Origin of the sequence: Allobosea sp. 47.2.35, from assembly GCF_024655635.1 — a bacterium.
Taxonomy (GTDB): domain Bacteria; phylum Pseudomonadota; class Alphaproteobacteria; order Rhizobiales; family Beijerinckiaceae; genus Allobosea.
On sequence record NZ_JANLGI010000002.1, the window covers coordinates 77,538 to 98,561 of the forward strand.

23 protein-coding genes are annotated in these 21,024 nt (G+C 66.5%); 10 read left to right on the forward strand and 13 right to left on the reverse strand.

Annotation, left to right across the window (positions count from 1 at the left end; genetic code table 11):
- Positions 1 to 37: 37 nt before the first annotated feature.
- The 10 genes from NUV79_RS02995 to hemB form a co-directional block, all read right to left on the reverse strand.
- Positions 38 to 637: an outer membrane protein gene (locus tag NUV79_RS02995; protein WP_257731604.1), complete on the reverse strand. Its 600-nt coding sequence runs from the start codon at positions 635 to 637 to the stop codon at positions 38 to 40.
- A gap of 92 nt (positions 638 to 729) precedes the next feature.
- A complete protein-coding gene (locus NUV79_RS03000) occupies positions 730 to 1,719 on the reverse strand; it encodes a DUF2336 domain-containing protein (protein ID WP_257731605.1) in 990 nt (329 codons plus the stop codon).
- A 236-nt stretch (positions 1,720 to 1,955) separates the two neighbouring features.
- Positions 1,956 to 3,155, reverse strand: coding sequence for a UxaA family hydrolase (locus NUV79_RS03005; protein WP_257731606.1), 1,200 nt, complete (start codon positions 3,153 to 3,155; stop codon positions 1,956 to 1,958).
- On the reverse strand, positions 3,152 to 3,466 hold the full coding sequence (locus NUV79_RS03010; RefSeq protein WP_257731607.1) for a UxaA family hydrolase: 315 nt from the start codon (positions 3,464 to 3,466) through the stop codon (positions 3,152 to 3,154). The genes NUV79_RS03005 and NUV79_RS03010 overlap by 4 nt, the downstream gene beginning before the upstream one ends.
- Positions 3,467 to 3,496: 30 nt before the next feature.
- Positions 3,497 to 4,144, reverse strand: a complete 648-nt coding sequence (locus NUV79_RS03015) for an RraA family protein (RefSeq protein ID WP_257731608.1) — start codon at positions 4,142 to 4,144, stop codon at positions 3,497 to 3,499.
- A 110-nt stretch (positions 4,145 to 4,254) separates the two neighbouring features.
- Positions 4,255 to 5,019, reverse strand: a complete 765-nt coding sequence (locus NUV79_RS03020) for an arginyltransferase (RefSeq protein WP_257731609.1) — start codon at positions 5,017 to 5,019, stop codon at positions 4,255 to 4,257.
- A 115-nt stretch (positions 5,020 to 5,134) separates the two neighbouring features.
- Positions 5,135 to 5,608: an RDD family protein gene (locus NUV79_RS03025; RefSeq protein ID WP_257731610.1), complete on the reverse strand. Its 474-nt coding sequence runs from the start codon at positions 5,606 to 5,608 to the stop codon at positions 5,135 to 5,137.
- Positions 5,609 to 5,664: 56 nt separating this feature from the next.
- Positions 5,665 to 6,909: a threonine ammonia-lyase gene (locus tag NUV79_RS03030; RefSeq protein ID WP_257731611.1), complete on the reverse strand. Its 1,245-nt coding sequence runs from the start codon at positions 6,907 to 6,909 to the stop codon at positions 5,665 to 5,667.
- Between the two features lie 43 nt (positions 6,910 to 6,952).
- Positions 6,953 to 8,332: a branched-chain amino acid ABC transporter permease gene (locus NUV79_RS03035; protein ID WP_257731612.1), complete on the reverse strand. Its 1,380-nt coding sequence runs from the start codon at positions 8,330 to 8,332 to the stop codon at positions 6,953 to 6,955.
- A gap of 154 nt (positions 8,333 to 8,486) precedes the next feature.
- Positions 8,487 to 9,536: a porphobilinogen synthase gene (gene hemB, locus NUV79_RS03040; protein ID WP_257731613.1), complete on the reverse strand. Its 1,050-nt coding sequence runs from the start codon at positions 9,534 to 9,536 to the stop codon at positions 8,487 to 8,489.
- Between the two features lie 216 nt (positions 9,537 to 9,752).
- Here hemB and NUV79_RS03045 point away from each other — a divergent pair, with 216 nt between their 5' ends.
- From NUV79_RS03045 to NUV79_RS03065, 5 genes are all read left to right on the forward strand, one after another.
- Entirely contained in the window at positions 9,753 to 10,097 is a 345-nt protein-coding gene (locus NUV79_RS03045) for a hypothetical protein (RefSeq protein ID WP_257731614.1), read from the forward strand.
- Between the two features lie 84 nt (positions 10,098 to 10,181).
- Positions 10,182 to 11,237 carry an enoyl-CoA hydratase/isomerase family protein gene (locus tag NUV79_RS03050; protein ID WP_257731615.1) on the forward strand — a complete coding sequence of 352 codons (1,056 nt, stop codon included), beginning with the start codon at positions 10,182 to 10,184 and terminating at the stop codon, positions 11,235 to 11,237.
- Between the two features lie 2 nt (positions 11,238 to 11,239).
- Positions 11,240 to 11,680, forward strand: a complete 441-nt coding sequence (locus NUV79_RS03055) for a DUF6163 family protein (protein ID WP_257731616.1) — start codon at positions 11,240 to 11,242, stop codon at positions 11,678 to 11,680.
- Positions 11,681 to 12,081: 401 nt separating this feature from the next.
- Entirely contained in the window at positions 12,082 to 12,594 is a 513-nt protein-coding gene (ldtR, locus tag NUV79_RS03060) for a transcriptional regulator LdtR (protein ID WP_257731617.1), read from the forward strand.
- A 292-nt stretch (positions 12,595 to 12,886) separates the two neighbouring features.
- Positions 12,887 to 14,131: a L,D-transpeptidase family protein gene (locus NUV79_RS03065; RefSeq protein ID WP_257731618.1), complete on the forward strand. Its 1,245-nt coding sequence runs from the start codon at positions 12,887 to 12,889 to the stop codon at positions 14,129 to 14,131.
- Positions 14,132 to 14,207: 76 nt separating this feature from the next.
- Here NUV79_RS03065 and NUV79_RS03070 read toward each other — a convergent pair whose 3' ends face one another.
- From NUV79_RS03070 to NUV79_RS03080, 3 genes are all read right to left on the reverse strand, one after another.
- A complete protein-coding gene (locus NUV79_RS03070; protein WP_257731619.1) occupies positions 14,208 to 14,591 on the reverse strand; it encodes a hypothetical protein in 384 nt (127 codons plus the stop codon).
- Between the two features lie 421 nt (positions 14,592 to 15,012).
- The gene (locus NUV79_RS03075) at positions 15,013 to 15,369 is read right to left on the reverse strand and encodes a hypothetical protein (RefSeq protein ID WP_257731620.1); all 357 of its coding nucleotides are present in this window, start codon (positions 15,367 to 15,369) and stop codon (positions 15,013 to 15,015) included.
- A 126-nt stretch (positions 15,370 to 15,495) separates the two neighbouring features.
- On the reverse strand, positions 15,496 to 16,707 hold the full coding sequence (locus NUV79_RS03080; protein ID WP_257731621.1) for an MFS transporter: 1,212 nt from the start codon (positions 16,705 to 16,707) through the stop codon (positions 15,496 to 15,498).
- Between the two features lie 68 nt (positions 16,708 to 16,775).
- Here NUV79_RS03080 and NUV79_RS03085 point away from each other — a divergent pair, with 68 nt between their 5' ends.
- The 5 genes from NUV79_RS03085 (at position 16,776) to NUV79_RS03105 (ending at position 21,005) form a co-directional block, all read left to right on the forward strand.
- Positions 16,776 to 17,228, forward strand: a complete 453-nt coding sequence (locus tag NUV79_RS03085; protein ID WP_257731622.1) for a helix-turn-helix domain-containing protein — start codon at positions 16,776 to 16,778, stop codon at positions 17,226 to 17,228.
- A gap of 133 nt (positions 17,229 to 17,361) precedes the next feature.
- Positions 17,362 to 18,660, forward strand: a complete 1,299-nt coding sequence (glyA, locus tag NUV79_RS03090; RefSeq protein ID WP_257731623.1) for a serine hydroxymethyltransferase — start codon at positions 17,362 to 17,364, stop codon at positions 18,658 to 18,660.
- Positions 18,661 to 18,701: 41 nt separating this feature from the next.
- The gene (gene nrdR, locus NUV79_RS03095; protein WP_257731624.1) at positions 18,702 to 19,196 is read left to right on the forward strand and encodes a transcriptional regulator NrdR; all 495 of its coding nucleotides are present in this window, start codon (positions 18,702 to 18,704) and stop codon (positions 19,194 to 19,196) included.
- A complete protein-coding gene (ribD, locus tag NUV79_RS03100; protein WP_257731625.1) occupies positions 19,189 to 20,358 on the forward strand; it encodes a bifunctional diaminohydroxyphosphoribosylaminopyrimidine deaminase/5-amino-6-(5-phosphoribosylamino)uracil reductase RibD in 1,170 nt (389 codons plus the stop codon). Before nrdR ends, ribD begins: the two co-directional genes overlap by 8 nt.
- Positions 20,358 to 21,005, forward strand: a complete 648-nt coding sequence (locus NUV79_RS03105) for a riboflavin synthase (protein WP_257731626.1) — start codon at positions 20,358 to 20,360, stop codon at positions 21,003 to 21,005. The genes ribD and NUV79_RS03105 overlap by 1 nt, the downstream gene beginning before the upstream one ends.
- Positions 21,006 to 21,024 lie beyond the last annotated feature (19 nt).

The window sequence follows — 21,024 nt, forward strand, 5'->3', positions numbered from 1 at the left end:
AGGTCAGAGACTTATGTGAGCGTCGGGAAGCGAAGCCTCAGCGGAGTGCGTGCCCGACGACGCCGACTTCCAGCCCCATGGTGATCTTGTCGGTGACGGCCCAGAGCACCCCGGCCCGCGCCTCGGGGCGCACGGCGATGCTGCTGCGGCTGAAGGGCGAGGAGAAGTCGCTCGCGCCGAAGCGCCAGGTTTCGTTGGCCGCGCTCATGCCCACCGTCGTGTAGAGCAGCACGTCCGGCGTCACCAACACGCCGGCCTTGACCTTGAAGGCACCGGCGAAGTCGCGCGTATAGGCGACATTGCCGAAGCTCGGATAGCCATAGCCGCCGACGGCCGGCATGTAGTCGATCGCGCCGGCGATGCCGTAGACGAAATTGCCCTCGCGCCGCATCGTCCCGGCCTCCAGCCCGATCGTTGGGCCGGCGCTGGTGCGCATATGCTTGCCGCTGGTGACCTGGAAGCCAGATGAGATCCGGGCATAGGAGCCCTCCCAGCGTGGCGACAGGCTCGGCTGATCCCAGGCGAAGGACGGCAGCGGCGCGAAGCCGGATAGAGGCAGCAGCGCTTGCGCCTGCGCCGACGCGACCGCGCCCAGGAGTGCGGCGAGCGTCGCGGCGGAAAGAAGCGGAAATCTCACGTTGAAAGCGTCCTCGCGACAGCGTGCCCCGTCGGAAGCTAGCATGGAGCGAGGCGAATGTCGCCGTTTTGTGGCGCGCTGGTTGCCGCGGCTCAGGCGATCTTGGTCCTGAGCTTGAGGAAGCGCAGCGTCCGCTCCGCCGTCGCGAGATCGAGCTTGGCATAGGCATCGACATCGTCGTCGACGTCGCGCGAGGAAAAATAGAGCCGCCGTGCCCGCAATTGCAGGATGGCGCGGAACGCTGTGGCCCCGATGCCGAGCGAGCGGCAGGCGACGGCGATGCCGCTGGAATCGCGTTGCATCAGCACGCGCAGCGCCTGCTCGATCGAGATGCCGGCGACCTCGGAGAGCACCTGCGAGAGGTGATAGGCGCGGTCCTCGTCGGCTAGCATGGTCAGCACGTCGTCGAGCTCGCGCACCTTGGCGGCAAGGTCGGAGAGCAGCAGCTTGACCTCAAGCCGCTGCTGGCGTGCCTGCCGGGCGAGCGAGACATTCGCGTCTGTGGCGGGCGCGGTGCTGCCGCCGTCGGAGAACTGCTCGACGATCCGCAGCACGCGCTGCGCACGGTTCGGTGCAAGGTCGGAGCGGCGGGCGAGCGCACCGGTGATGGCAGCATCGCCTTCGCCGCGTTCGAGCAGCCGGTCGAAGCCGCGATCGGAAAAGGCGGCGCCTTCATTGGCGCTGACCGTATGCAGCACCTTCTGGTCGCCGCGCTCGACGAGGATGTCGGTGACGCCCTCGGACAGGCGTGCGCGCTCGGCGATGGCGACGAGATGCTGCTGCGACTGGGTGACGGCGATGGCCGCGAGGTCGGTATCGGTCAGGACCGGGGAGAGCGACAGCACCAGTCGCGCGACCTCGGCATTGCTGTCGCCGCCGAGCGTGACCGCGACATTATGCGGCAGGGTCGGCACGGCGGCGACGCGATCGGCATAGCCCTTGCGATCCTCGTCGCCGAGATGGCCGAGCGAGACGGTTGCGATCTCGCCATAATGCTCCTTCGCGGCCTCGTTCGGATCGTGGTCGAGCAGGAAGAGGTCCGTCACGGCATTGAGAAGCTGCCGGCGCGAATCCGACGACATGTCCGCCGGCATTCGGGTCAGGTTACGCAGCATGAGGGCCCCCGCGACAAAGCAGTGGCGGCACTCTGCGCAGGTCCGGCTTGATTTACTCTTAAGGCGACAACGCTCTTTTCCGAACAACGGGGCGCGAGGCCCCGTTGTTCGGTCCGTGGTGGGCCTGCTGCTCTCGGCAGCAGGTTTTGCAGATTATGCAACCAAAGGTTGTAAATCCGTTATCGGATTCCGCTGGTTTCGGCTCAAGCAGCCGGGAGGCAGGCCGGCCCGAGTGGCTCGAAGCTCTTGTAGGTCAGGATGAATTCCTGGTGGCCGAGCTCTTCCGACTTGGTCCGGCCACCCTGGCCGAGCGAGACGACAAGATCGCGGATTTCGCTGCCGACCTCGTCGAGCCCGGCGCGGCCTTCGAGGATGCGCCCGGCATCGACATCCATATCCTCCGCCATCCGGCGATAGGTCTCGGGATTGGCGCAGATCTTCACCACCGGCGAGATCGCCGAGCCGACGACCGAGCCGCGTCCCGTGACGAAGAGCACGCAATGCGCGCCGCAGGCGATCAGCTCCGCGATCTCGGCATTGTCGTTGATATTGGGGAAGCCGAAGCGCACCTCGCCATCCGGCACGACGTCGAGCAGATAGAGCCCGCCATGGGGCGGCACGTCGCCGGGCTTGATCAGGCCGGAGATCGGCGAGGCCCCGGATTTGGCATAGGCGCCCATCGATTTCTCCTCGATGGTCGAGAGCCCGCCCTCGGCATTGCCGGCCGCGAAGGAGCCATAACCCAGAGTCGCATAATAGTGGGCCGCCTTGGCCACGGATTTCTCCAGCTCGGCGCCGAGCTCGGGCGTGATCGCGCGCGCCGCCATGATGTGCTCGCAGCCGATCAGTTCGCCGGTCTCCTCGAAGATGCAGGCGGCGCCTTCCGCGATGAGCTGGTCGAAGGCTCGTCCCGCTGCCGGATTGCCGGTGATGCCGGAGGTGCCGTCCGAGCCGCCGCAGACCGTGCCGACCACGAGTTCGGAGACCGCCATCGGCACCGTCTCCTGCGCGTCGAGCAGGGCGCGCTGCTCCTCGACCCAGGCGCGGCCCTCGCGGATCGAGGCGCGGGTGCCGCCCGTGCCCTGGATGATGATCGTCTTCACCGGCCGCCCGCTGGCGCGCACCGCCCGCTCCAGCGCGTATTTGTTGAAGCTCTCGCAGCCGAGCGAGACTAAGAGCACGGCGCCGACATTGGGATGGGTGCAGAGCTGCTCCATCATCCGCTCGGCATAGGGGTTCGGGTAGCAGCCGGGAAAGCCGATGGCGTGGACGCCTTCCTCGCGCCAGGGCAGGGCGATCTCGCGTGCGACATGGTGGGCGCATTCGACGAGATAGGCGACCGCGACGGTATTGCGGATGCCCTTGCGGCCGTCGGACCGGAGATAGCCGCGCATCGTGCTCATGCCGAGGCTCCCGCCTTGCGTTCGTCTTCGAGATGATAGGTCGGCGTGTAGTCGCTGCGCATGTTGTGGACATGGACATGCGCGGCGGGCGCAATCGCCTCGGTCGCGACGCCGATCGGCGCGCCGTATTTCAGGATCTTCTCGCCGGTGGCGATGGCACGGCGTGCGACCTTGTGGGCGAGCGCGATGTCGCGGTCGAGCATGGCCGGGCCGGAACCGGTCTCGACCGTCTCTCCGGCCTTGAGGCGAACCCGCGCGACGAGGACGTTGTCGCGCGGATCGAGCAGGATGAGGCGCGGATCGTGGGTCATGGTGAGCCGCCCTTCGAAGGAGGGATCGCGTCAGAATTTGCCGTACTGGAGATAGGCCTGCTGCGGGTCGGTGCCGGCGAGGATCGCGGTGCGGACCTTGTTCTCGGCCGAGATCGCGGTCTCCGACTTGTCGAGGACTTCCTCGATGATCTCGGCGGGGATGCGGACGACGCCGTCGCGGTCGGCGAGGATATAGTCGCCCGGCCGGATCCAGACCTCGCCGATCTTGATCGGCTCGTCGACCGCCTTGGGCAGCCAGGCGCCGACGATGTCGCGCGGTGTATAGGCCTTGAAATAGGCCTGGAAGCCCATCTCGACCATGAATTCGGTGTCGCGCGAGAGCCCGTCGATGACGCAGCCCCGCACGCCCTTGTTCTTCAGTGTCTCGGCCGAGAGCTCGCCCATCAGCGCGATCTCGTTGGTATTGGGTTGGCAGACCCAGACATGGCCGGGCTTGGCGGCCGAGAGCAGGCCGGTCCAGCCCAGCAGCGTCTCATGCGCGTCGAACTCGCCAGTCTTGCCCTCGACCGTGAAGGCCGGGCCAGCCAACTTCTGGCCGGGCAGGAGCGGGCGCAGTTCCGGCGGCAGGACGAAGTCCGTCAGGCCCATCGCCCGCATCGTGTCGTGGATGATGCCGGTATAGCAGCGCTCCAGCCTGTCGGTCAGTTCCTGGCTCATCGTTCCTCCGGATCGGCCACTGTCATGCGCGTCTGTCGCGGGCCTTTGCATCAGAGTGTCCGGCGGAGAGGGGCAGGGCAAGCGCGTTTTCCGCGCGTCGCGGATGCGTTTCAATCGGTTGAATCGTTCCGATCCACGCGCTCCCAGCCTTGCGGCATCAGGCGCTCCTGCGGCAGGAAGCGCGCCTTGTAGGCCATCTTCGGCGAACCCTCGACCCAGTAGCCGAGATAGACGTAAGGCAGGCCGAGGCGGCGCGCCCGGGCGATATGGTCGAGCACCATGAAGGTGCCGAGCGAGCGCAGCTCCAGGCCGGGGTCATAGACCGAATAGACCATCGAGAGCCCGTCGCTCAGCGTATCGGTGAGCGCCATCGCGAAGAGGTCGCCTTCGCCCCGCCCGGTGAAGCCGGAATCGGGGCCGCGGCGGCGATATTCGATCAGGCTGGTCTCGACATGGGTGTCCTCGACCATCATCGCGAAATCGAGCGCCGACATCGTCGCCATGCCGCCATCGGGATGGCGTTCGTCGAGATAGGAGCGGAAGAGGGAATAATGCTCGGAGCGCGGCCGGGGCGGCAGGGCCTCGCCGATCAGGTCCTTGTTGCGGGCGAGCACACGCCGGAAGCCGCGCGACATCCGGAAATCATCGACGCAGACCTTGACCGAGACGCAGGCCCGGCAAACCTCGCAGGCTGGCCTGTAGGCGATGCTCTGCGAGCGCCGGAAGCCGCCCTGGGAGAGCACGTCGTTGAGTTCGCGCGCCCGCGAGCCGACGAGATGCGTGAACACTTTCCGCTCCTCGCGCCCGGGCAGGTAAGGGCACGTGGTCGGTGAGGTCAGGTAGAATTGCGGGGCATCCCGCAATGGGCGCGTCACGTCGGCTGGCTCCCCGGAAGCTTCCGACTCTGAATGTAACATCAGCCGCACCGGCAACAAGCACGGCGCGGCCGATCAGAGGTGGATGAGCGGTCTTTTGACCTGGCTCAACCGGTCAGGTGCGAACGACCACGAGGCCGGTCAGCAGGTCGTGGCCCATGCGCCGGTCCTCGCGGGCGAAGCCGCAGGCGACATCGACGAGCCAGAGCAGGAAGGTGCCAGCCGCGACATAGAACAGCAGCGCATGCACGGCCGCAGCCAAACCGTCAGGGCGCCCGCCACTGGCGGTCTCGACCCTCAGGCCCGCGACACGCATGCCCCAGGTCGACTGCTTGCGTCCGCCGATGGTCAGCGCGGCATAGCCGAGCGCGGTCGCGACGGTGGCGATCGGGATCAGCAGCCAGGTCGCACCGAAGGTGACGACGCCGAGCAGGGCGAGCAGGAACACGACCAGCCAGCCCAGAAAGAACAGCACGACGATATCGACGAACCAGGCGAACAGTCGCGAGCCGAGAACGCCGCTGACGTTCTGGTAGGGACGCGGCTCCAGCGCCGTGATCGGTGGCTGGCCATAACGGGTATCGCTCATCGGGACTTCGATCCTCCAGCGGCGCGCGGAATGCGTGCCGGGGAGATAATGTTTGTTTAGCGAGCCGGTTCCGCAAGACCGCGCGGCAGAATCCGTCGCGGCGCGAAGCCGTTCTTGGCGAGCGCGTCCTCGATGGCACGCGAATGCGCCGCTCCGCGCGTCTCCACGGTGACGTCGAGCGAGACGCCCTTGGCGGGCACGTCGAGGAAGAGCCGGCCATGGCTGACCTCGAGGATATTGGCGCCTTCCTCGCCGAGCAGGCTCGCGATCCGGCCAAGCAGGCCCGGCCGGTCGCTGGTGGTCAGGCGGAAGGCGACGATGCGGTCGTCGCGCTCCAGCTCGCGCACCATGATCGCGGCGAGCAGGCGCGTGTCGATATTGCCGCCGGTGAGCACGAGCCCGACCTTGCGGCCGGCATAGCGCTCCGGCTCCTTCAGCATCGCGGCGAGGCCGGTCGCGCCAGCGCCTTCCGCAAGGCTGTGTTGAAGGCTGGCATAAGCGTTGACCGCGCGCTCGATCAGGTCCTCGCCGACGAGCACGATGTCGGCAACGAGGGCGGAGATCACGGGCAGGGTGAGTTGGCCGACAGTCTTGACCGCGATGCCCTCGGCGAGCGTCGGCCCGCCGATCGGCTTGTCCTGCTTATGCACGGCATTGAAGAATGAGGGGTATAGGCCCGCCTCGACGCCGATCAGCTCGATGCCGGGCTTGATCGCTTTGGCCGCGACCGCGTTGCCGGCCATCAGGCCTCCGCCGCCGAGCGGGATGATCAGTGTGTCGAGATCGGGCGCATCGGCCAGCATCTCGCGCGCCAGCGTGCCTTGTCCGGCCATCACGGCGGCGTCGTCATAGGGATGGACGAAGGTGAGCTTCTCGGTTCCGGCGAGTTCGTGCGCCTTATGGCTGGCTTCGGACAGTGTCTCGCCATGCAGCACGACATGGGCGCCATGGGCGCGGGTGTTCTCGACCTTCACCAGCGGCGTCGGCTCCGGCATCACGATCGTCGCGGGGATGCCGAAGCGCTTGGCGTGATAGGCGATCGCCTGGGCATGATTGCCCGCCGACATCGCGATGACGCCGCGAGCGCGCTCGGCCTCGCTCAGCGAGAGCAGCTTGTTGACCGCGCCGCGCTCCTTGAAGGAGGCGGTCGCCTGCATGTTCTCGTGCTTCACCAGAACGGTCGCGCCTGTCAGTTCGGACAGACGTGGCGCCGGCACCAGCGGCGTGCGCAGCACATGCCCGGCGATGCGCCCGGCCGCGGCGTCGATATCCTCGGGGGTGATCGCGAAGCTTTCGCTCATGCTCGAGTCTCGATTCCGATCAACGAGGATGGAGAACAGGGCCTCACACGCGGCGCGGCGTCAATTCACCGTCACCGAAAAAGCCGCCGGGGCGCCAGATCAGCACGATGGCGAGGAGCGAATAGACGGCTAGGTCGCGCTGCTCGATCGGCAGCGTCGCCGACCAGACGGCTTCGAAGACGGCGATGCAGAGGCCGCCGAGCGCAGCTCCGCTGACCGAGCCGATACCGCCGAGGATCGCGGCGACGAGCGCCTTCAGGCCAAGCGAGAAGCCGCCAGCGAAGCCCATGCCGCCATAGATCGCGGTGACGATGACGCCGGCGATGCCGCAGGCCGCGCAGGCGATGATGACGGCGACGTCATGGACCGCGCGGGCATCGACGCCGAACAGCGCAGCGGTCCTGGCGTCGTCCGACACGGCCCGCCATGCCCGGCCATAGGCGGTGCGTCGGATCAGCAGGACGACGCAAAGCGTCGCGCCAAGCCCGATTGCTGCCAGCGCCAGCGCGAGCGGGTTCAGCGTGACGATGAAACTCCCAGCATGAGCGAGCGGGATCGGCGTGTTGAAAACGGGCGGCAGCCAGCGCAGTTCCGGCCCCTGCGCCAGCCGGAGATACTCGGACATCGCGATGGCGAGCCCGATCGTGGCGATCAGCATCTGCTGGCCGGTGCCGCGTTCGAGATGGCGCAGCACGAAACGGCCCATGGCGAAACCGTGCAGCGCGCAGACGGCGATCGCGACCGTGAAGGCGACAACGAGCCCCGAGATCGGCGTCGAGATCGCCAGCGAGAGCAGCAGCGCGACCCCGACGACGGAGGAAAGCGCGCCCAGCGCCGCGAACTCGCCGAAGCTCAGGATGATCCGCCCGGTCAGGCCGTAGACGAGGGCATAGGCGGCCGCGAGCATGCCGTAGATTGCCGCCGAGGGCAGGGCGCTCAGGCCCTGCTGCAAGCCATAGGCGAGGCCGGCGGGGATCGCCGGCAAGCTCTCGGCTTCCGGCTCGGCCGGGTCTGGTGGCGGCGAGGCCCGGTCTTCCAGATAGAAGCGGCGCAGCAGGTAGAAGCTCGCATCGGCCATCGGCCGCCCGTCCGAGGCGATGCCGATCATGGCGCCGCGGCTCGGCCCGGTTCCTTCGCTCGCAAACAGGCAATCGATGCTGCGATGGCGCGAGAGGCCGTCGCCGAGCTGGACCCGGTAGAGCAATCGAAGCGCGCGCGGCACCGGTCCCTTGGTGGTCCGCTCGATCTCGATCTTGGCGTTTGGCGGATTGAGCGGCGGGATCGCCTGCCGGCAGAGCCGCATCTGGTCGGTATCGAAATCGGCGCCGCAGCCCGCGAGGGCGAGCGCGACGACGGCCAGAATCGACAGGAGGAGTGGGCGCATGCAGGCGCGACGGTAGCGCTTGCCGGGGCGCAGTGTCATCCCGTGCGCGGTGCAGCGCGAAGCGATGCGCCGCGGACACGGGACCGTGCGCAGAAAGAGGCGCCCCTTCCGGAGTGCGATCCCGCATCTGCGCAGCGGCATTCCATGCCGCAGCGCAGATGCGGGATGACACCCTTGCTGCTGCGCTTTTCGCTTACGCGCCGGCCTTCAGCTTCTGCGCCACGCGCGGCGCGAAATAGGTCAGCACGCCGTCGGCGCCGGCGCGCTTGAAGGCGAGCAGGCTTTCCAGCATCGCCTTGTCGCCGTCGAGCCAGCCGTTGTTGGCGGCCGCCATGATCATCGCGTACTCGCCGGAGACTTGGTAGGCGAAGGTCGGCACGCGGAAATGATCCTTCACCCGCGCCACCACGTCGAGATAGGGCAGGCCGGGCTTGATCATCACCATGTCGGCGCCCTCCTCGAGGTCGAGCATCACTTCCGCGATGGCTTCGTCCGAATTGGCCGGATCCATCTGGTAGGTGCGCTTGTCGCCGACGAGCGTGGCATTGGTGCCGATCGCGTCGCGGAACGGGCCGTAGAAAGCCGAGGCGTATTTCGCCGCATAGGCCATGATCTGCACGTCCTCATGGCCGTCGCCGTCGAGCGCGGCCCGGATCGCGCCGACGCGCCCGTCCATCATGTCGGAGGGCGCGATGACGTCGGCCCCGGCATCGGCGAGCGCCAGCGCCTGTCCGACGAGGATCTGCACGCTGGCGTCGTTGAGGACGCGCTCGCCCTCCATCACGCCGTCATGGCCATGGGAGGTATAGGGGTCGAGCGCGGCGTCGCAGATGATGCCGATCTCCGGCACCTCGCGCTTGATCGCGCGCACGGCGCGACACATCAGGTTGGCGGTGTTGAGTGCCTCCGAGCCGGTCGGGTCGCGCAGCGCCTTGTCGACATACGGGAAGGGCGCGATGGCGGGGATGCCGAGCGCGGCGGCTTCGGCCGCCTGGCGCACGGCCTCGTCGATATTGAGCCGGTCGACGCCAGGCATCCATTCCACCGGCGAGCTGGCCTCGCTGGAATCCATCAGGAAGATCGGCCAGATCAGGTCGTCGGTCGTCAGCGCTGATTCCCGCACCAGCCGGCGAGACCACTCCGCCTTGCGGTTGCGGCGCATGCGGCGCGTCAGGCCGAGCGACGGCGCGTCGTCATGGCGGGATTTCGGAGTCGGGAAAGGCCGCACGACCGGGGATTCCATGGCGATTGCCTCAAGCGATGAACGGTACAGGCGCGGCGTTCGTCATGCGGGCGAGACCGGCCGATGCTTTCCTTATCACATCGGAACGATTCCAAAACAGGGCGCATGGTCGCAATTGTGCCGGCATCGCCGCGGCCGTGGATGGCGGGCAGCCAGCTCTTGCCTTGCGCACGCATTCGCGAGGAAGTCTGCCGGCTGACCGCAAGGACCTTCCGTGTGCCGAAACCGATCTGGACAATCGTCCCCGTTCTCTTGGTTGCCGCCGGGCCAGCCATGGCCGAGGTCACGCGCCGCGACGCAATCGAAGCACAGACCGCGAGCGCGCTGGCTTCCGCCGATTATGCCGAGCGCCACTGCCCGTCGCTGCGGATCGGCCGGCAGCGCATCGAGCAGAACCTGAAATCAATCAAGGGGACGGTCGAGGGCCTGCGCCGCACCGAAAGCTACGAGGAGCAGGTCGCGGCGCTGCAATCGGTGGAGAAACAGCATGGCCGGGCGATGGTCTGCACCGTGCTGCCTTCCGCCCATGGCGGCTATGGGCGCGGCATCATCCTGCGCTGATGCGCAGATGGACCGCCGATCCCGCGCGTTGACAAGCTATGCCCCGCCTTCCAGAACCGCTGCCCACGAAAGCGGGATCGGACCATGACTGAAGATCGCGAGATAATCTGCGAGATTCGCGGCGCCGCCGGCGTTGTCGTGCTCAATCGGCCGAAGGCGCTGAATGCGCTGAGCCTCGGCATGGTCCGCGAACTCGCCCGCGCGCTGGACGCCTGGGAGAACAATCCACAGGTCGCGCGTGTCGTCGTCATCAGCACGAGCGAGAAGGCCTTTTCGGCGGGCGGCGACATCCGTTGGCTGCATGATTGCGGCAAGGCCGGCCGCTACGACGAGATGCTCGCCTTCTGGGGCGAGGAATACATCCTCAATCACCGCATCAAGACCTATCCCAAGCCCTATGTCGCGCTGATCGATGGCATCGTCATGGGCGGTGGCGTCGGCATCTCCCTGCATGGCAGCCACCGCATCGCGGGTGACCGCTATCTCTTTGCCATGCCGGAGGTCGGTATCGGCTTCTTTCCGGATGTTGGCGCGACCTATGCGCTGCCGCGTCTGCAAGGCGGTTTCGGTAGCTTCCTGGCCCTCACCGGCGAACGGGTCGGCGCGGCCGATGCGCTGGCGGCCGGGCTCGCGACCCATGGCGTCCCGAGCGAGCGCATGGCGGAACTCGCCGACGCGCTGACGAAGCCCGGCTCCATCGACGACATCCTCGCCGGCTTCACGCTGCAGCGCGGCCCTGGGCCCCTTCATGGCGAGCGGGCGATGATGGCCGACGCCTTCGCCGCGGCGACCTTGCCGGAGGTGGTCGCGCGCCTGCGTCAGGCTTCAGAAAAGGGTAGCGCCTTTGCCGGAAAGCTCTTGCAGACCATCGCTGTGAAGTCGCCGACCAGCGTCGCCATCGCCTTCGAGCAGATGCGGCGTGGAGCAGGGCTCGATTTCGCCGAGGCGATGCGCACCGAATACCGCATCGTCTCGCGCATCGCCCGCGGCCACGACTTCTACGAGGGCGTGCGTGCCGTGGTGGTCGACAAGGATCAGGCGCCGCGCTGGCAGCCGGCGACGCTGGACGAGGTGCAGCGAGCCGATATCGACGCCTATTTCGCGCCGCTCGGCGCCGACGAACTGAAGCTGGAGGGCTGAGCTTGGGCCTGGGCGGAGACGGCGAGGCGCTGCGCGGTGCCGGGGCAGGTGAGGCCGAAGCCAGGCGGGCGAACCGCTGGCGGGTCGTTCTCGTCTGGTTCCTGCGCCTGCTTTCCGCCTTCTGGCTCGCCAAGGGGTTGACGGCCTGGATGGTGATCTTCGGTTTGCCCGGCAACCCGCAGCCGCCCTTCGAGAACCGTTTGCTGAGCTATCAGGCGATCATCGTCTATTTCGCGGTGATCGATCTCGTCGCCGCCGTCGGTCTCTGGCTGACCTCGACCTGGGGCGGCGTACTCTGGCTGCTCGCCGCGATCAGCCAGATGCTGCTCGGTTTCTTCTTCCCGCGCTTCGTGCCGATGACGGCCTGGCTCGTCGGCCTCTATATCGGGCTGATCGCCGTCTACTTCCTGGCCACCTGGGCGGCCGAGAACGAGGCGGAATAGCTGGCGGCGCGTCGGCGGAAGGTCTCTTACCGCACGCACTGCGGCATGCAATGCCGCTGCGTAGATGCGGGACCGTCATCCGAAAAAGGCGCCCTTCTCGTCACGCGGTCCCGTGTCTGCGGCGCACCGCTTCGCGCTGCACCGCGCACGGGATGACAGCGCGGGTTGGCCGAGCTGGTTCGCAATGACGGCTGGGGCGCCCGACCGCTCGATTGCGCCGAGTCATGGTAAGAATCGCTTTAGCTTAAGCGTTTCTGGCTTCACTTACGATTCACCCAAAGGGGTAAATCCCTGATTCATCCTGATATTTAAACTCGTTTTCATCCGCTCCAGCTTATGGTGTTTTTCAGAAGCGGACCGGGAGACAAATCCTGGCCGACACACAACAGGCGGGATATACCATGAAAGCGAGCGTCAAGACTTCGGATGTTGCCAAGGCGAGCGATGCCGACCTCAACGTGAAGCCTCTTTATCTTGAGTCCCTCACGCTGGTGGAGCGTCTGCATCGCCGTCTGCTCGACGTCATCAAGGATGAGTTCGAGCGCCGCGGCCGGGACGACGTCAACAGCGTGCAGGCCCTGCTGCTCTACAATATCGGCGATGCCGAGCTGTCGGCCAGCGAGCTGCGGACCCGTGGCTACTACCTCGGCTCGAACGTGTCCTACAACGTCAAGAAGCTGGTCGAGCTCGGCTATCTCCACCATGCCCGGTCGCGCATCGACCGCCGCTCGGTGCGCATCAGCCTGACGGACAAGGGCGCTGCGGTGCACGATATCGTGAAGGGCGTCTACGACAAGCACGTCCGCACGGTCGAGCAGATCGGCGGCATCGCGGCCGACGACTTCGAGCGGATGAACAACGCCCTGCTGCGCCTGGAGCGCTTCTGGACCGACCAGATCCGCTACAAGCTCTGAGATATCAGTCGCTTTTCGGCGACAGCCTGCCTATCCGCCTGCCATGACGCGGCCGGGACATCGTCTTGGTCGCGCTGGCGCGTTTAAGGCAACTGTGGTTTTGCTGCCATGCACGCAGCAAAAGCGGGCCATGCCCTAAATTCGCCTCTGTCATCACGCCTCGTTAACTGTGCTAGGACACCGTCGGCGGCAGTGAACCTGTCCGTCGCGCCAGTGCATCGCCAGCGTCGCCCGTTCCGGCGACGTTTTTGTGTGGTCTGCACGCATGCGTGAAGTCTTGAAGAGGGAAGAGATGTCGCATTTGAGCCTGACCCGCCGCGAAACCGTGTTGGCCCTGCTGTCGGGCGCTGCCACGGCCGCCGCCGCACCGGCGCTCGCCCAGCAGGCCGAATGGCGCCAGAGCTACGATGCCGGCGCGCGCAACGCCGTGCTGCGCTCCTCGACGCCGATGCTGTCGCCCGAGGCCCTGCAGGCGACCGAGCAGGCGATCGTGGCCTATCGCGATCTCGCCGCGCGCGGCGGCTGGCCGCAGGTTCAGTTGCCCGACCGGATGAGCGTCGGCGCCAAGGGGCAGGGCGTGGTGGCGCTGCGCCGCCGCCTGATCGTCACCGGCGATCTCGATGCCGCAGCCGGCGACAGCAACATCTATGATTCCTATGTCGAGGCCGGCGTGCGCCGCTTCCAGTCGCGTGTCGGCCTATCGACCACGGGCTCGATCAACCGCGCCACCGTCGCCGCCCTCAACGTGCCGATCGATCGCCGCATCCGCCAGCTCGAGACCAATGTCGTCCGGCTGCGTAGCTGGTCCGGCAATCTCGGCGGCCGCTATGTCGTCGCCAATATCCCGGCCGCGATGGTCGAGACCGTCGAGAACGGTCATGTCGCGACGCGCCACGCGGCCGGTGTCGGCAAGATCGACCGTCAGTCGCCGCTGCTTCAGACCAAGATTCCCGAAGTCAATTTCAACCCGACCTGGACGGTTCCGGCCTCGATCATCCGCAAGGATCTGATCCCGACCATGCGCAAGCAGCCGAACTACCTGACGGAGAACAAGATCCGCATCATCTCGCCGAATGGCGGCGAGATCGCGCCTGCCAGCGTCAACTGGAACTCCGACGAGGCGACGCGCTACACCTTCCGGCAGGACCCGGGCGGCGAGTTCAACTCGCTCGGCTTCGTGCGCATCAACATTCCGAGCCCGCACGGCGTCTACATGCATGACACGCCGTCGAAGGGCATCTTCGGCGACGATTACCGCTTCGTCTCTTCTGGCTGCATGCGCGTTCAGAACGTGCGCGACTATGTCGCCTGGCTCCTGAAGAACACGCCCGGTTGGGATCGCGCCAAGATCGACGAGACCATCCAGTCCGGTCAGCGCGTCAATGCCCGCATCGCCGACCCGGTGGCGTGCTACTGGGTCTATGTCACCGCCTGGGCCACGCCCGATGGCGGCGTTCAGTTCCGCGACGACATCTACAACAAGGACGGCCTCGGACCGGCGCCGGTCGCTGCGCTGCAGGGCGACCAGGACATTTGACGCTTCGGCTTTGCTTGCTTCCTTGTCGAACCCGCCGGGAAACCGGCGGGTTTTTCTTTGACGAGCCTCGCAGGGCTTAGCGCACGGTGACTGTGACACATCCCGAAAGGGTGATGCCCGGCACTTTCGGCGTGGTGTTGTTGGTGCAGAAGGTATCGCTGCCCTGGAAACCCTTGTTGGGCGTGTAGATAAGTCCGCTCTTTGTCACCGCGATCTTTCCCGAGGCAGGTGCTCGGGTGATGGTGACCTGGGTCGCGGGAATCCGCGTCTTGGCGGCCTCGTTGATGACGCCCTGGAAGCTCATGCGGCATGTCTTGTCCGCTGCGGTCATCTCGAACTGTCCGGCTCCATTGCCGGTTCCCCAACCCCTGCCATTGCTTCCGGTACAGGCCGCCTGGGCGCCTGAGAGCATCGAATAACCGGTGATGGCAAAGGTGATCATGGTGATTAGAACACGCATGCCTTCCTCTCCTGCCGCTATTGCACGACCTACCTTCGGTCATAGAGTGAGCAACGGCAAGCGTTTCGTGGTCAAGCGAGATTATGACGTGACATCAAGTTCGGCGGCGAGTGCATCTCGTCTGTTCGACAGACTGCCTGCATCTCCGGATGCTGTCGGTCCGGCGGCTTTAACCGCAGGATTTGCCAACAAGATATGTAGCGGAGCGTTTGTAGCGATTCTAAACTGCGAACGGGGTGATCAGTGAGCTCTCGGCGAAGCGGTTCTCTCGCCTTGCGGGCTCGGCGATGAAGGGGCGGTGATCGGCTTTGCCCCAGAGCCGCCCAACGAGCCTTGCGATGGCTCCGCGACCAGACTCGCGGAGCTGTGTCGCGCGTTGCGACACCGTCGGTCAGCATATGCCGGGCCGGGGGTGAAGTGTTCAGCGCGCCGTCAGCCAGGACGGCGGGACATAGCCGACGCAGCGCGCTTCTCCGCGCCCCGGATTGAGGATCTCGAAAGCCGGAACGGGGCAGTTGTTCCCGGGCGCCGGATTGTTGAGGCGAGATACGTTGGTGTAACCGTCCGGGGACCAGCGATAGACGCTCGTGGAGCCGCCGGGGTAGTACTGCCTAGTCACAGTCCAGGTCTCGTTTGCTGCTGCGTCCTGGCTCAGCAACGGCATCGACAGCACGAAGACGCTCGCGCCGCCAAGGAAAACCTTCTTGAGCTGTTTGGAGATCGGCAGAGCTGAATCTGGAACAGGACTGGCGTGCTGTTTTGGGGCGTTCTGTGTCATTGAGAGGCATCCAGTGTTACGCTGATGCCTCTCGCAGCAAGCCGCAAGCCATAATTTGTTAACCAATGCGCTTGCGCAGATTTTGGCGAATGCACGCCAGCCGATTCCGAGCGAGAAGTCCGCGGATCAGCTCTTCCGGCCAGCGAGCGGCCGCAACCACGCCAGAGCTGCCGCAGTCGCCATGAGCGCGAGCAGCCAGGTCGTGCCGCGAAAAAGCCCGGGATAGCCATGGCTCGCGATCAGGGGCGTGCTGGCCAAGGGTGAGCAGAACTGGCCGATGAAGATCGACGCGGTGAGGATGCCTCCGGCCAGGCCCCGCGAGCGCCCCGGCGCCAGATCGAGGGCGACGGCGACGAAGCTCGGCGAAACCAGCGCATAGCCGGCCCCGATCACCAGCGCCGCCGCTAACAGGAGCGGAAGCGGTGTCGGGCCCGACAGGAGCAGAAAGCCCAGCGCCATCGCGCCATAGCCGGCAGCGAAGACGCCCGCATAGCCGATTCTGCGCTGGACACGCCGGTAGAGCAGGGCGGAGCAGCCACCGGAGACCATCAACACGCCGAGGACGCTTCCGGTCATGACAGCGCTCTCGTAACCGCGTGCCTCCAGGAAGAACGAGATCTGCGTCGGCATCAGGAAGAAGATCATGTTCGTCGCGCCCTGAAGCAGGACCAGCAGGGCGAGCAGGCCGCGCCAGGACGGATGACCGTCGCTGCCGCTCGCAGGCGCGGTGCCCGCCACGGAACCGACACGCGGCGGCTCGACGATGGCGAGCCACATCAGCGGCAGGAACAGGGCGGCGAGCCCGTAGATCGCGAAGGGCAGGCGCGGCGAGAGGGTAGCAGCCCAGCCGGCGAGCGAAATGAAGACGAGGCCGCCGAAGTTCCGCGCCGAGATCTGCAGGCCGGTCAAAGCATTGCGATCGTCACCGGTGAAATAGTCGCCGATCAGCGCGGTTTGCGCCGTGATGATCAGGGCAACGGCGACGCCGAGCGCGAGGCGGCTGGCGAAGATCGCGGGCAGGGCGGGCAGGACGAGCCCGGCGCAGCCCGCGACCACGAACAGCATGACCCCGACGAGCAGCATCACGCGTCGGCCGAGACGGTCGGCGGCCATACCTGCGAGAGGTGCGAACAGGGCGACGCTCAGCGACGGCGCCGGCACCAGCAGCCGCGTTAGCAACGCGGCGTTCGGATCGTCGGCGAACAGGCGCTCGATGCCCGGAAGCGCCGGGCTGATCGTCGCGTTCGCCATCGTGGTGAGCGATGCCGCCAGCAGGAGCGCGATGGCGCGTGGCTCCTGCCAGATCGGCCTTTCCCGTGTTTCAGCAATGCTTTCCATGATTATTCCTCTTGCCGATTTCATCCGTTCGGTAGAGCCTACGAATTCAAGCCGACTTGAGGTCAAGCATGCTTCTTCTGGATATCGGGGAGGTCGCCGAACGCTCGGGCGTCCCGGCCTCGACCCTGCGCTATTACGAGGAGATCGGCCTTATCCGCTCGGAAGCGCGGCGCGGCTTGCGCCGGCAATACGATCCCGATGTCCTGCTCAAGCTGTCGCTGATCGGGCTCGGCAAGACCGCCGGCTTCTCGCTGGACGAGATCGCCGCGATGTTCGGCGCGGACGGGCAGCCGAACATTCCGCGCGAGCAGTTGCGGGTTCGGGCCGATGAATTGCAGCGCCAGATGATCGGCTTGCGGACGCTGCGCGACGCGCTCCGCCATGTCGCCGATTGCCGGGCGCCGACTCACCTGGAATGTCCGACGTTCCGGGCGCTGTTGCGCACGGCTTCGCGCCGACCACTCGCCTACACGGCGTCACGCCCGGACAAGGAGAAGAAATTGCTGTCGAAGCGGCGATAATCGGACAATTGGCGACTGCGGCGATGCAGCTTTTCCCGCGCGCGATCTATCGCTTGGACAGCCCCCCGCCACATGATAGGGGAGCCGCGACGAAGCCGGGCGCCCACCGGCCGTTGAACTTCAGGAGCCGGACATGACCGACGCCGCGCTGAACAAGCACCTCTCGAACTCCTTCTTCGGCGCTTCGCTGCATGATGCCGATCCCGAGATCGCCCGCGCGATCGACCTGGAGCTCGGTCGCCAGCGCGACGAGATCGAGCTGATCGCCTCCGAGAACATCGTCTCCCGCGCAGTGCTCGAGGCGCAGGGCTCGGTGATGACCAACAAATATGCCGAGGGTTATCCGGGCCGGCGCTACTATGGCGGTTGCCAGTTCGTCGACATCGCCGAGAAGCTCGCGATCGAGCGCGCCACCCGGCTCTTCGGCTGCACCTATGCCAACGTCCAGCCGAACTCCGGCTCGCAGGCCAACCAGGGCGTCTTCATGGCTCTGATGCAGCCCGGTGACACCTTCATGGGCCTCGATCTCGCCGCCGGCGGGCACCTGACCCATGGCGCGCCGGTCAACCAGTCCGGCAAGTGGTTCAACGTCGTCTCCTATGGCGTCTGCGTCGTCGACCAGATGATCGACTATGACGCGATGGAGCGCCTCGCCGTCGAGCACAAGCCGAAGGTCATCGTCGCCGGTGGCTCGGCCTATGCCCGTCACTGGGATTTCGCCCGCTTCCGCGAGATCGCCGACAAGGTCGGCGCCTATTTCATGGTCGACATCGCCCATTTCGCCGGGCTCGTCGCCGGTGGCGCGCATCCCTCGCCGTTCCCGCATGCCCATGTCGTCACCACCACGACGCACAAAACCCTGCGCGGCCCGCGCGGCGGCATGATCCTGACCAATGACGAGGCGATCGCGAAGAAGGTCAATTCGGCGATCTTCCCGGGCATTCAGGGCGGCCCGCTGATGCACGTCATCGCGGCCAAGGCGGTCTCGTTCCACGAGGCGCTGCAGCCGGAGTTCAAGACCTACGCGCACGCCGTCGTCGCCAACGCCAAGGCGCTGGCCGAGACGCTGAAGTCGAAGGGCTTCGATCTCGTCACCGGAGGCACCGACAACCACCTGATGCTGGTCGACCTGCGCTCCAAGAAGCTGACCGGCAAGGCGGCCGAGGCCGCGCTTGGCCGCGCCCATATCACCTGCAACAAGAACGGCATTCCCTTCGACCCCGAGAAGCCGATGACGACCTCGGGCATCCGCCTCGGCACGCCTGCCGCGACCTCGCGCGGCTTCGGCATCGCCGAGTTCAAGCAGGTCGGTGAATTGATCGCCGAGGTGCTGGACGGTCTCGCCGCTCATGGCGAGGAGGGCAACACCGCCATCGAGCAGGCGGTCACCGCCAAGGTCAAGGCGCTCACCGCGCGCTTCCCGATCTATTGAGGCATCGTTGAAGGGGCTCTGAGAAAGGCTGGCGAACCGGAATGCGCTGTCCCTATTGCAGCTCCCTCGACACGCAGGTGAAGGACTCCCGTCCCACCGACGATCACGCCTCGATCCGCCGCCGCCGGGTCTGTCCCGATTGCGGCGGCCGCTTCACCACGTTCGAGCGCGTGCAATTGCGCGAGCTGACCGTCGTGAAGCGCTCGGGCCGGCGCACCCCTTTCGACCGCGACAAGCTGGAGACCTCGATCGCCCATGCCCTGCGCAAGCGCCCGGTCGCGCCGGAGCGGATCGAGCGCATGGTCAATGGCATCGTCCGCCAGCTCGAAAGTTCGGGTGAAGCGGAGATCCAGAGCTCGGCCATCGGCGAACTGGTGATGGAGGGGCTGAAGGGCCTCGACGACGTCGCCTATGTCCGCTTCGCCTCGGTCTACAAGAACTTCCGCGAGGCCAAGGATTTCGAGGAATTGCTCGGCCAGCTCGGCACGATCGAGGAGGAGGGCGTCTCCGCCCCGCCGCGCCGCGTCGATGACTGATCTCAAGCCGCTTTCGGGCAGCGAAAGCGCGTCCGAACGAAAGCGGGAGACGGACCGCCTCTTCATGCGCCAGGCGTTGGCCTATGGCGCGCGCGGGCTCGGCACGACCGCGACCAATCCCTCCGTCGGCGCGATCGTCACCCGGGACACGCCGGACGGCCCCGTGGTGGTCGCTCGGGGCCATACTCAGCCCGGCGGCCGCCCGCATGGCGAGGCGCATGCCTTCTCGCGCGCCGGCGCGGCCTCGATGGGCGGCACGCTCTATGTCACGCTCGAACCCTGCTCGCATCGCTCTGTGCGCGGCGGCATCCCCTGCGTCGAATACACGATCCTCTCGGGCGTGAAGCGCGTCGTCTCGGCGATGTCCGATCCGAACCCCTTCATCGCCGGGCTCGGCCATGCCTTGCTGCGTACCGCTGGCATCGAGGTCACGGTCGGCGTCCTGGAGGATGAGGCGCGGCAGACCCATCGCGGCTATCTCACCCGCATCACGCAAGGCCGCCCGATGGTGACCTTCAAGATCGCCCGCACCGCCGATGGCTATGCCGGCGGGGCAGGAAGCGTGCCGCTCGCCGTATCGAGCCCGGTCGCCGGTGGCTGGGTCCATCTCCAGCGCGCGCATCATGATGTCATCATGCTGGGTATCGGCTCGGTGCTTTCCGACGATCCGCAATTGACCGTGCGCCTGCCCGGCCTGGCGGATCGCTCGCCGATCCGCGTCATCCTCGACACGCATCTGCGTCTGCCGCTGGCGTCGAAGCTCGTTCGCACGGCCCATGAGGTTCCCGTCTGGGTGATCGCGGCCGAGACCGCGCCGATCGAGCCGGAACAGGCGCTGGTCGCGGCCGGCGTCGAGGTCATGCGGGTCTCGCTGGGACCGGACGGCCATCTCGATCTCCGCGAGGCGCTGACGCTGCTCGGCACGCGCGGCATCAACCGCGTCTTCTCGGAAGGCGGGCCTCGCATCGGCGAGAAGCTCGCGCTCGCCGGGCTGGCGGATGAGGTCATCGTCTCGACCTCCCCGAAAACGCTGGGGCAGCCCGGCGTCGTTGCCGTGCGTCCGGGGCTTGCCGCCCAGCTGGCCGACCCCGATCTATACGCCCTTGTCGAGGCCGGTCAGATCGGTCAGGACCGTTTCGAGCATTTCATGAGGAGAGGCTGATGTTCACCGGCATCGTCACCGCCATCGGCGAGGTCGTGGAGGCCGAGCGCAAGGGGCCGAGCCTCAAGCGCCTCGCCATCGCCTGCCCCTATGAGGCGGAGGGTATCGCCATCGGTGCCTCGATCGCCTGCGCCGGCGTCTGCCTGACCGTTACCGCTCTGCGCCCGCGCACCGATGGCGAGCCCGGCTGCGTCTTCCAGGTCGAGGCTGCCGCCGAGACGCTGGCGAAGACGAATGTCGGCTCGTGGGAGCCGGGCACGCGGATCAACCTGGAACGCTCGCTCAAGGTCGGCGAGGAGCTCGGCGGTCATCTCGTCACCGGCCATGTCGACGGCGTCGGCCGTATCCTCAAGATCGAGCCGATCGAGCCCGATCCGGACGAGCCCTGGGGCGCGACGGCGCGTTTCCATATCCGCGCGCCGCAGGGGCTGCCTCGGTTCATCGCGACCAAGGGCTCGATCTGCCTCGACGGCACCTCGCTTACCGTCAACTCGGTGGAGGGCGATGTCTTCACCGTCCTGCTGATTCCGCACTCCTTCGCGGTCACCACCTGGGGGCAGCGGAGGGAGGGCGACCCCGTTCATGTCGAGGTCGATCTGATGGCACGGTATGCCGCGCGGCTTGCGGAGGCGCGCCCGCAAGGGTAACCAGCCCGATCACATTCCA

Bases quoted from the DNA above. Each gene is read 5' to 3' on its own strand.
- NUV79_RS03085 (WP_257731622.1), top strand. From the start codon at position 16,776: ATGCTTCTTCTGGATATCGGGGAGGTCGCCGAACGCTCGGGCGTCCCG.
- NUV79_RS03030 (WP_257731611.1), bottom strand. From the start codon at position 6,909: ATGAGCGAAAGCTTCGCGATCACCCCCGAGGATATCGACGCCGCGGCC.
- nrdR (WP_257731624.1), top strand. From the start codon at position 18,702: ATGCGCTGTCCCTATTGCAGCTCCCTCGACACGCAGGTGAAGGACTCC.
- NUV79_RS03010 (WP_257731607.1), bottom strand. From the start codon at position 3,466: ATGACCCACGATCCGCGCCTCATCCTGCTCGATCCGCGCGACAACGTC.
- NUV79_RS03075 (WP_257731620.1), bottom strand. From the start codon at position 15,369: ATGACACAGAACGCCCCAAAACAGCACGCCAGTCCTGTTCCAGATTCA.
- hemB (WP_257731613.1), bottom strand. From the start codon at position 9,536: ATGGAATCCCCGGTCGTGCGGCCTTTCCCGACTCCGAAATCCCGCCAT.
- ribD (WP_257731625.1), top strand. From the start codon at position 19,189: ATGACTGATCTCAAGCCGCTTTCGGGCAGCGAAAGCGCGTCCGAACGA.
- NUV79_RS03005 (WP_257731606.1), bottom strand. From the start codon at position 3,155: ATGAGCACGATGCGCGGCTATCTCCGGTCCGACGGCCGCAAGGGCATC.
- NUV79_RS03080 (WP_257731621.1), bottom strand. From the start codon at position 16,707: ATGGAAAGCATTGCTGAAACACGGGAAAGGCCGATCTGGCAGGAGCCA.
- glyA (WP_257731623.1), top strand. From the start codon at position 17,362: ATGACCGACGCCGCGCTGAACAAGCACCTCTCGAACTCCTTCTTCGGC.
- NUV79_RS03070 (WP_257731619.1), bottom strand. From the start codon at position 14,591: ATGCGTGTTCTAATCACCATGATCACCTTTGCCATCACCGGTTATTCG.
- NUV79_RS03025 (WP_257731610.1), bottom strand. From the start codon at position 5,608: ATGAGCGATACCCGTTATGGCCAGCCACCGATCACGGCGCTGGAGCCG.
- NUV79_RS03015 (WP_257731608.1), bottom strand. From the start codon at position 4,144: ATGAGCCAGGAACTGACCGACAGGCTGGAGCGCTGCTATACCGGCATC.
- NUV79_RS03000 (WP_257731605.1), bottom strand. From the start codon at position 1,719: ATGTCGTCGGATTCGCGCCGGCAGCTTCTCAATGCCGTGACGGACCTC.
- NUV79_RS03050 (WP_257731615.1), top strand. From the start codon at position 10,182: ATGACTGAAGATCGCGAGATAATCTGCGAGATTCGCGGCGCCGCCGGC.
- NUV79_RS03105 (WP_257731626.1), top strand. From the start codon at position 20,358: ATGTTCACCGGCATCGTCACCGCCATCGGCGAGGTCGTGGAGGCCGAG.
- NUV79_RS03065 (WP_257731618.1), top strand. From the start codon at position 12,887: ATGTCGCATTTGAGCCTGACCCGCCGCGAAACCGTGTTGGCCCTGCTG.
- NUV79_RS03035 (WP_257731612.1), bottom strand. From the start codon at position 8,332: ATGACACTGCGCCCCGGCAAGCGCTACCGTCGCGCCTGCATGCGCCCA.
- ldtR (WP_257731617.1), top strand. From the start codon at position 12,082: ATGAAAGCGAGCGTCAAGACTTCGGATGTTGCCAAGGCGAGCGATGCC.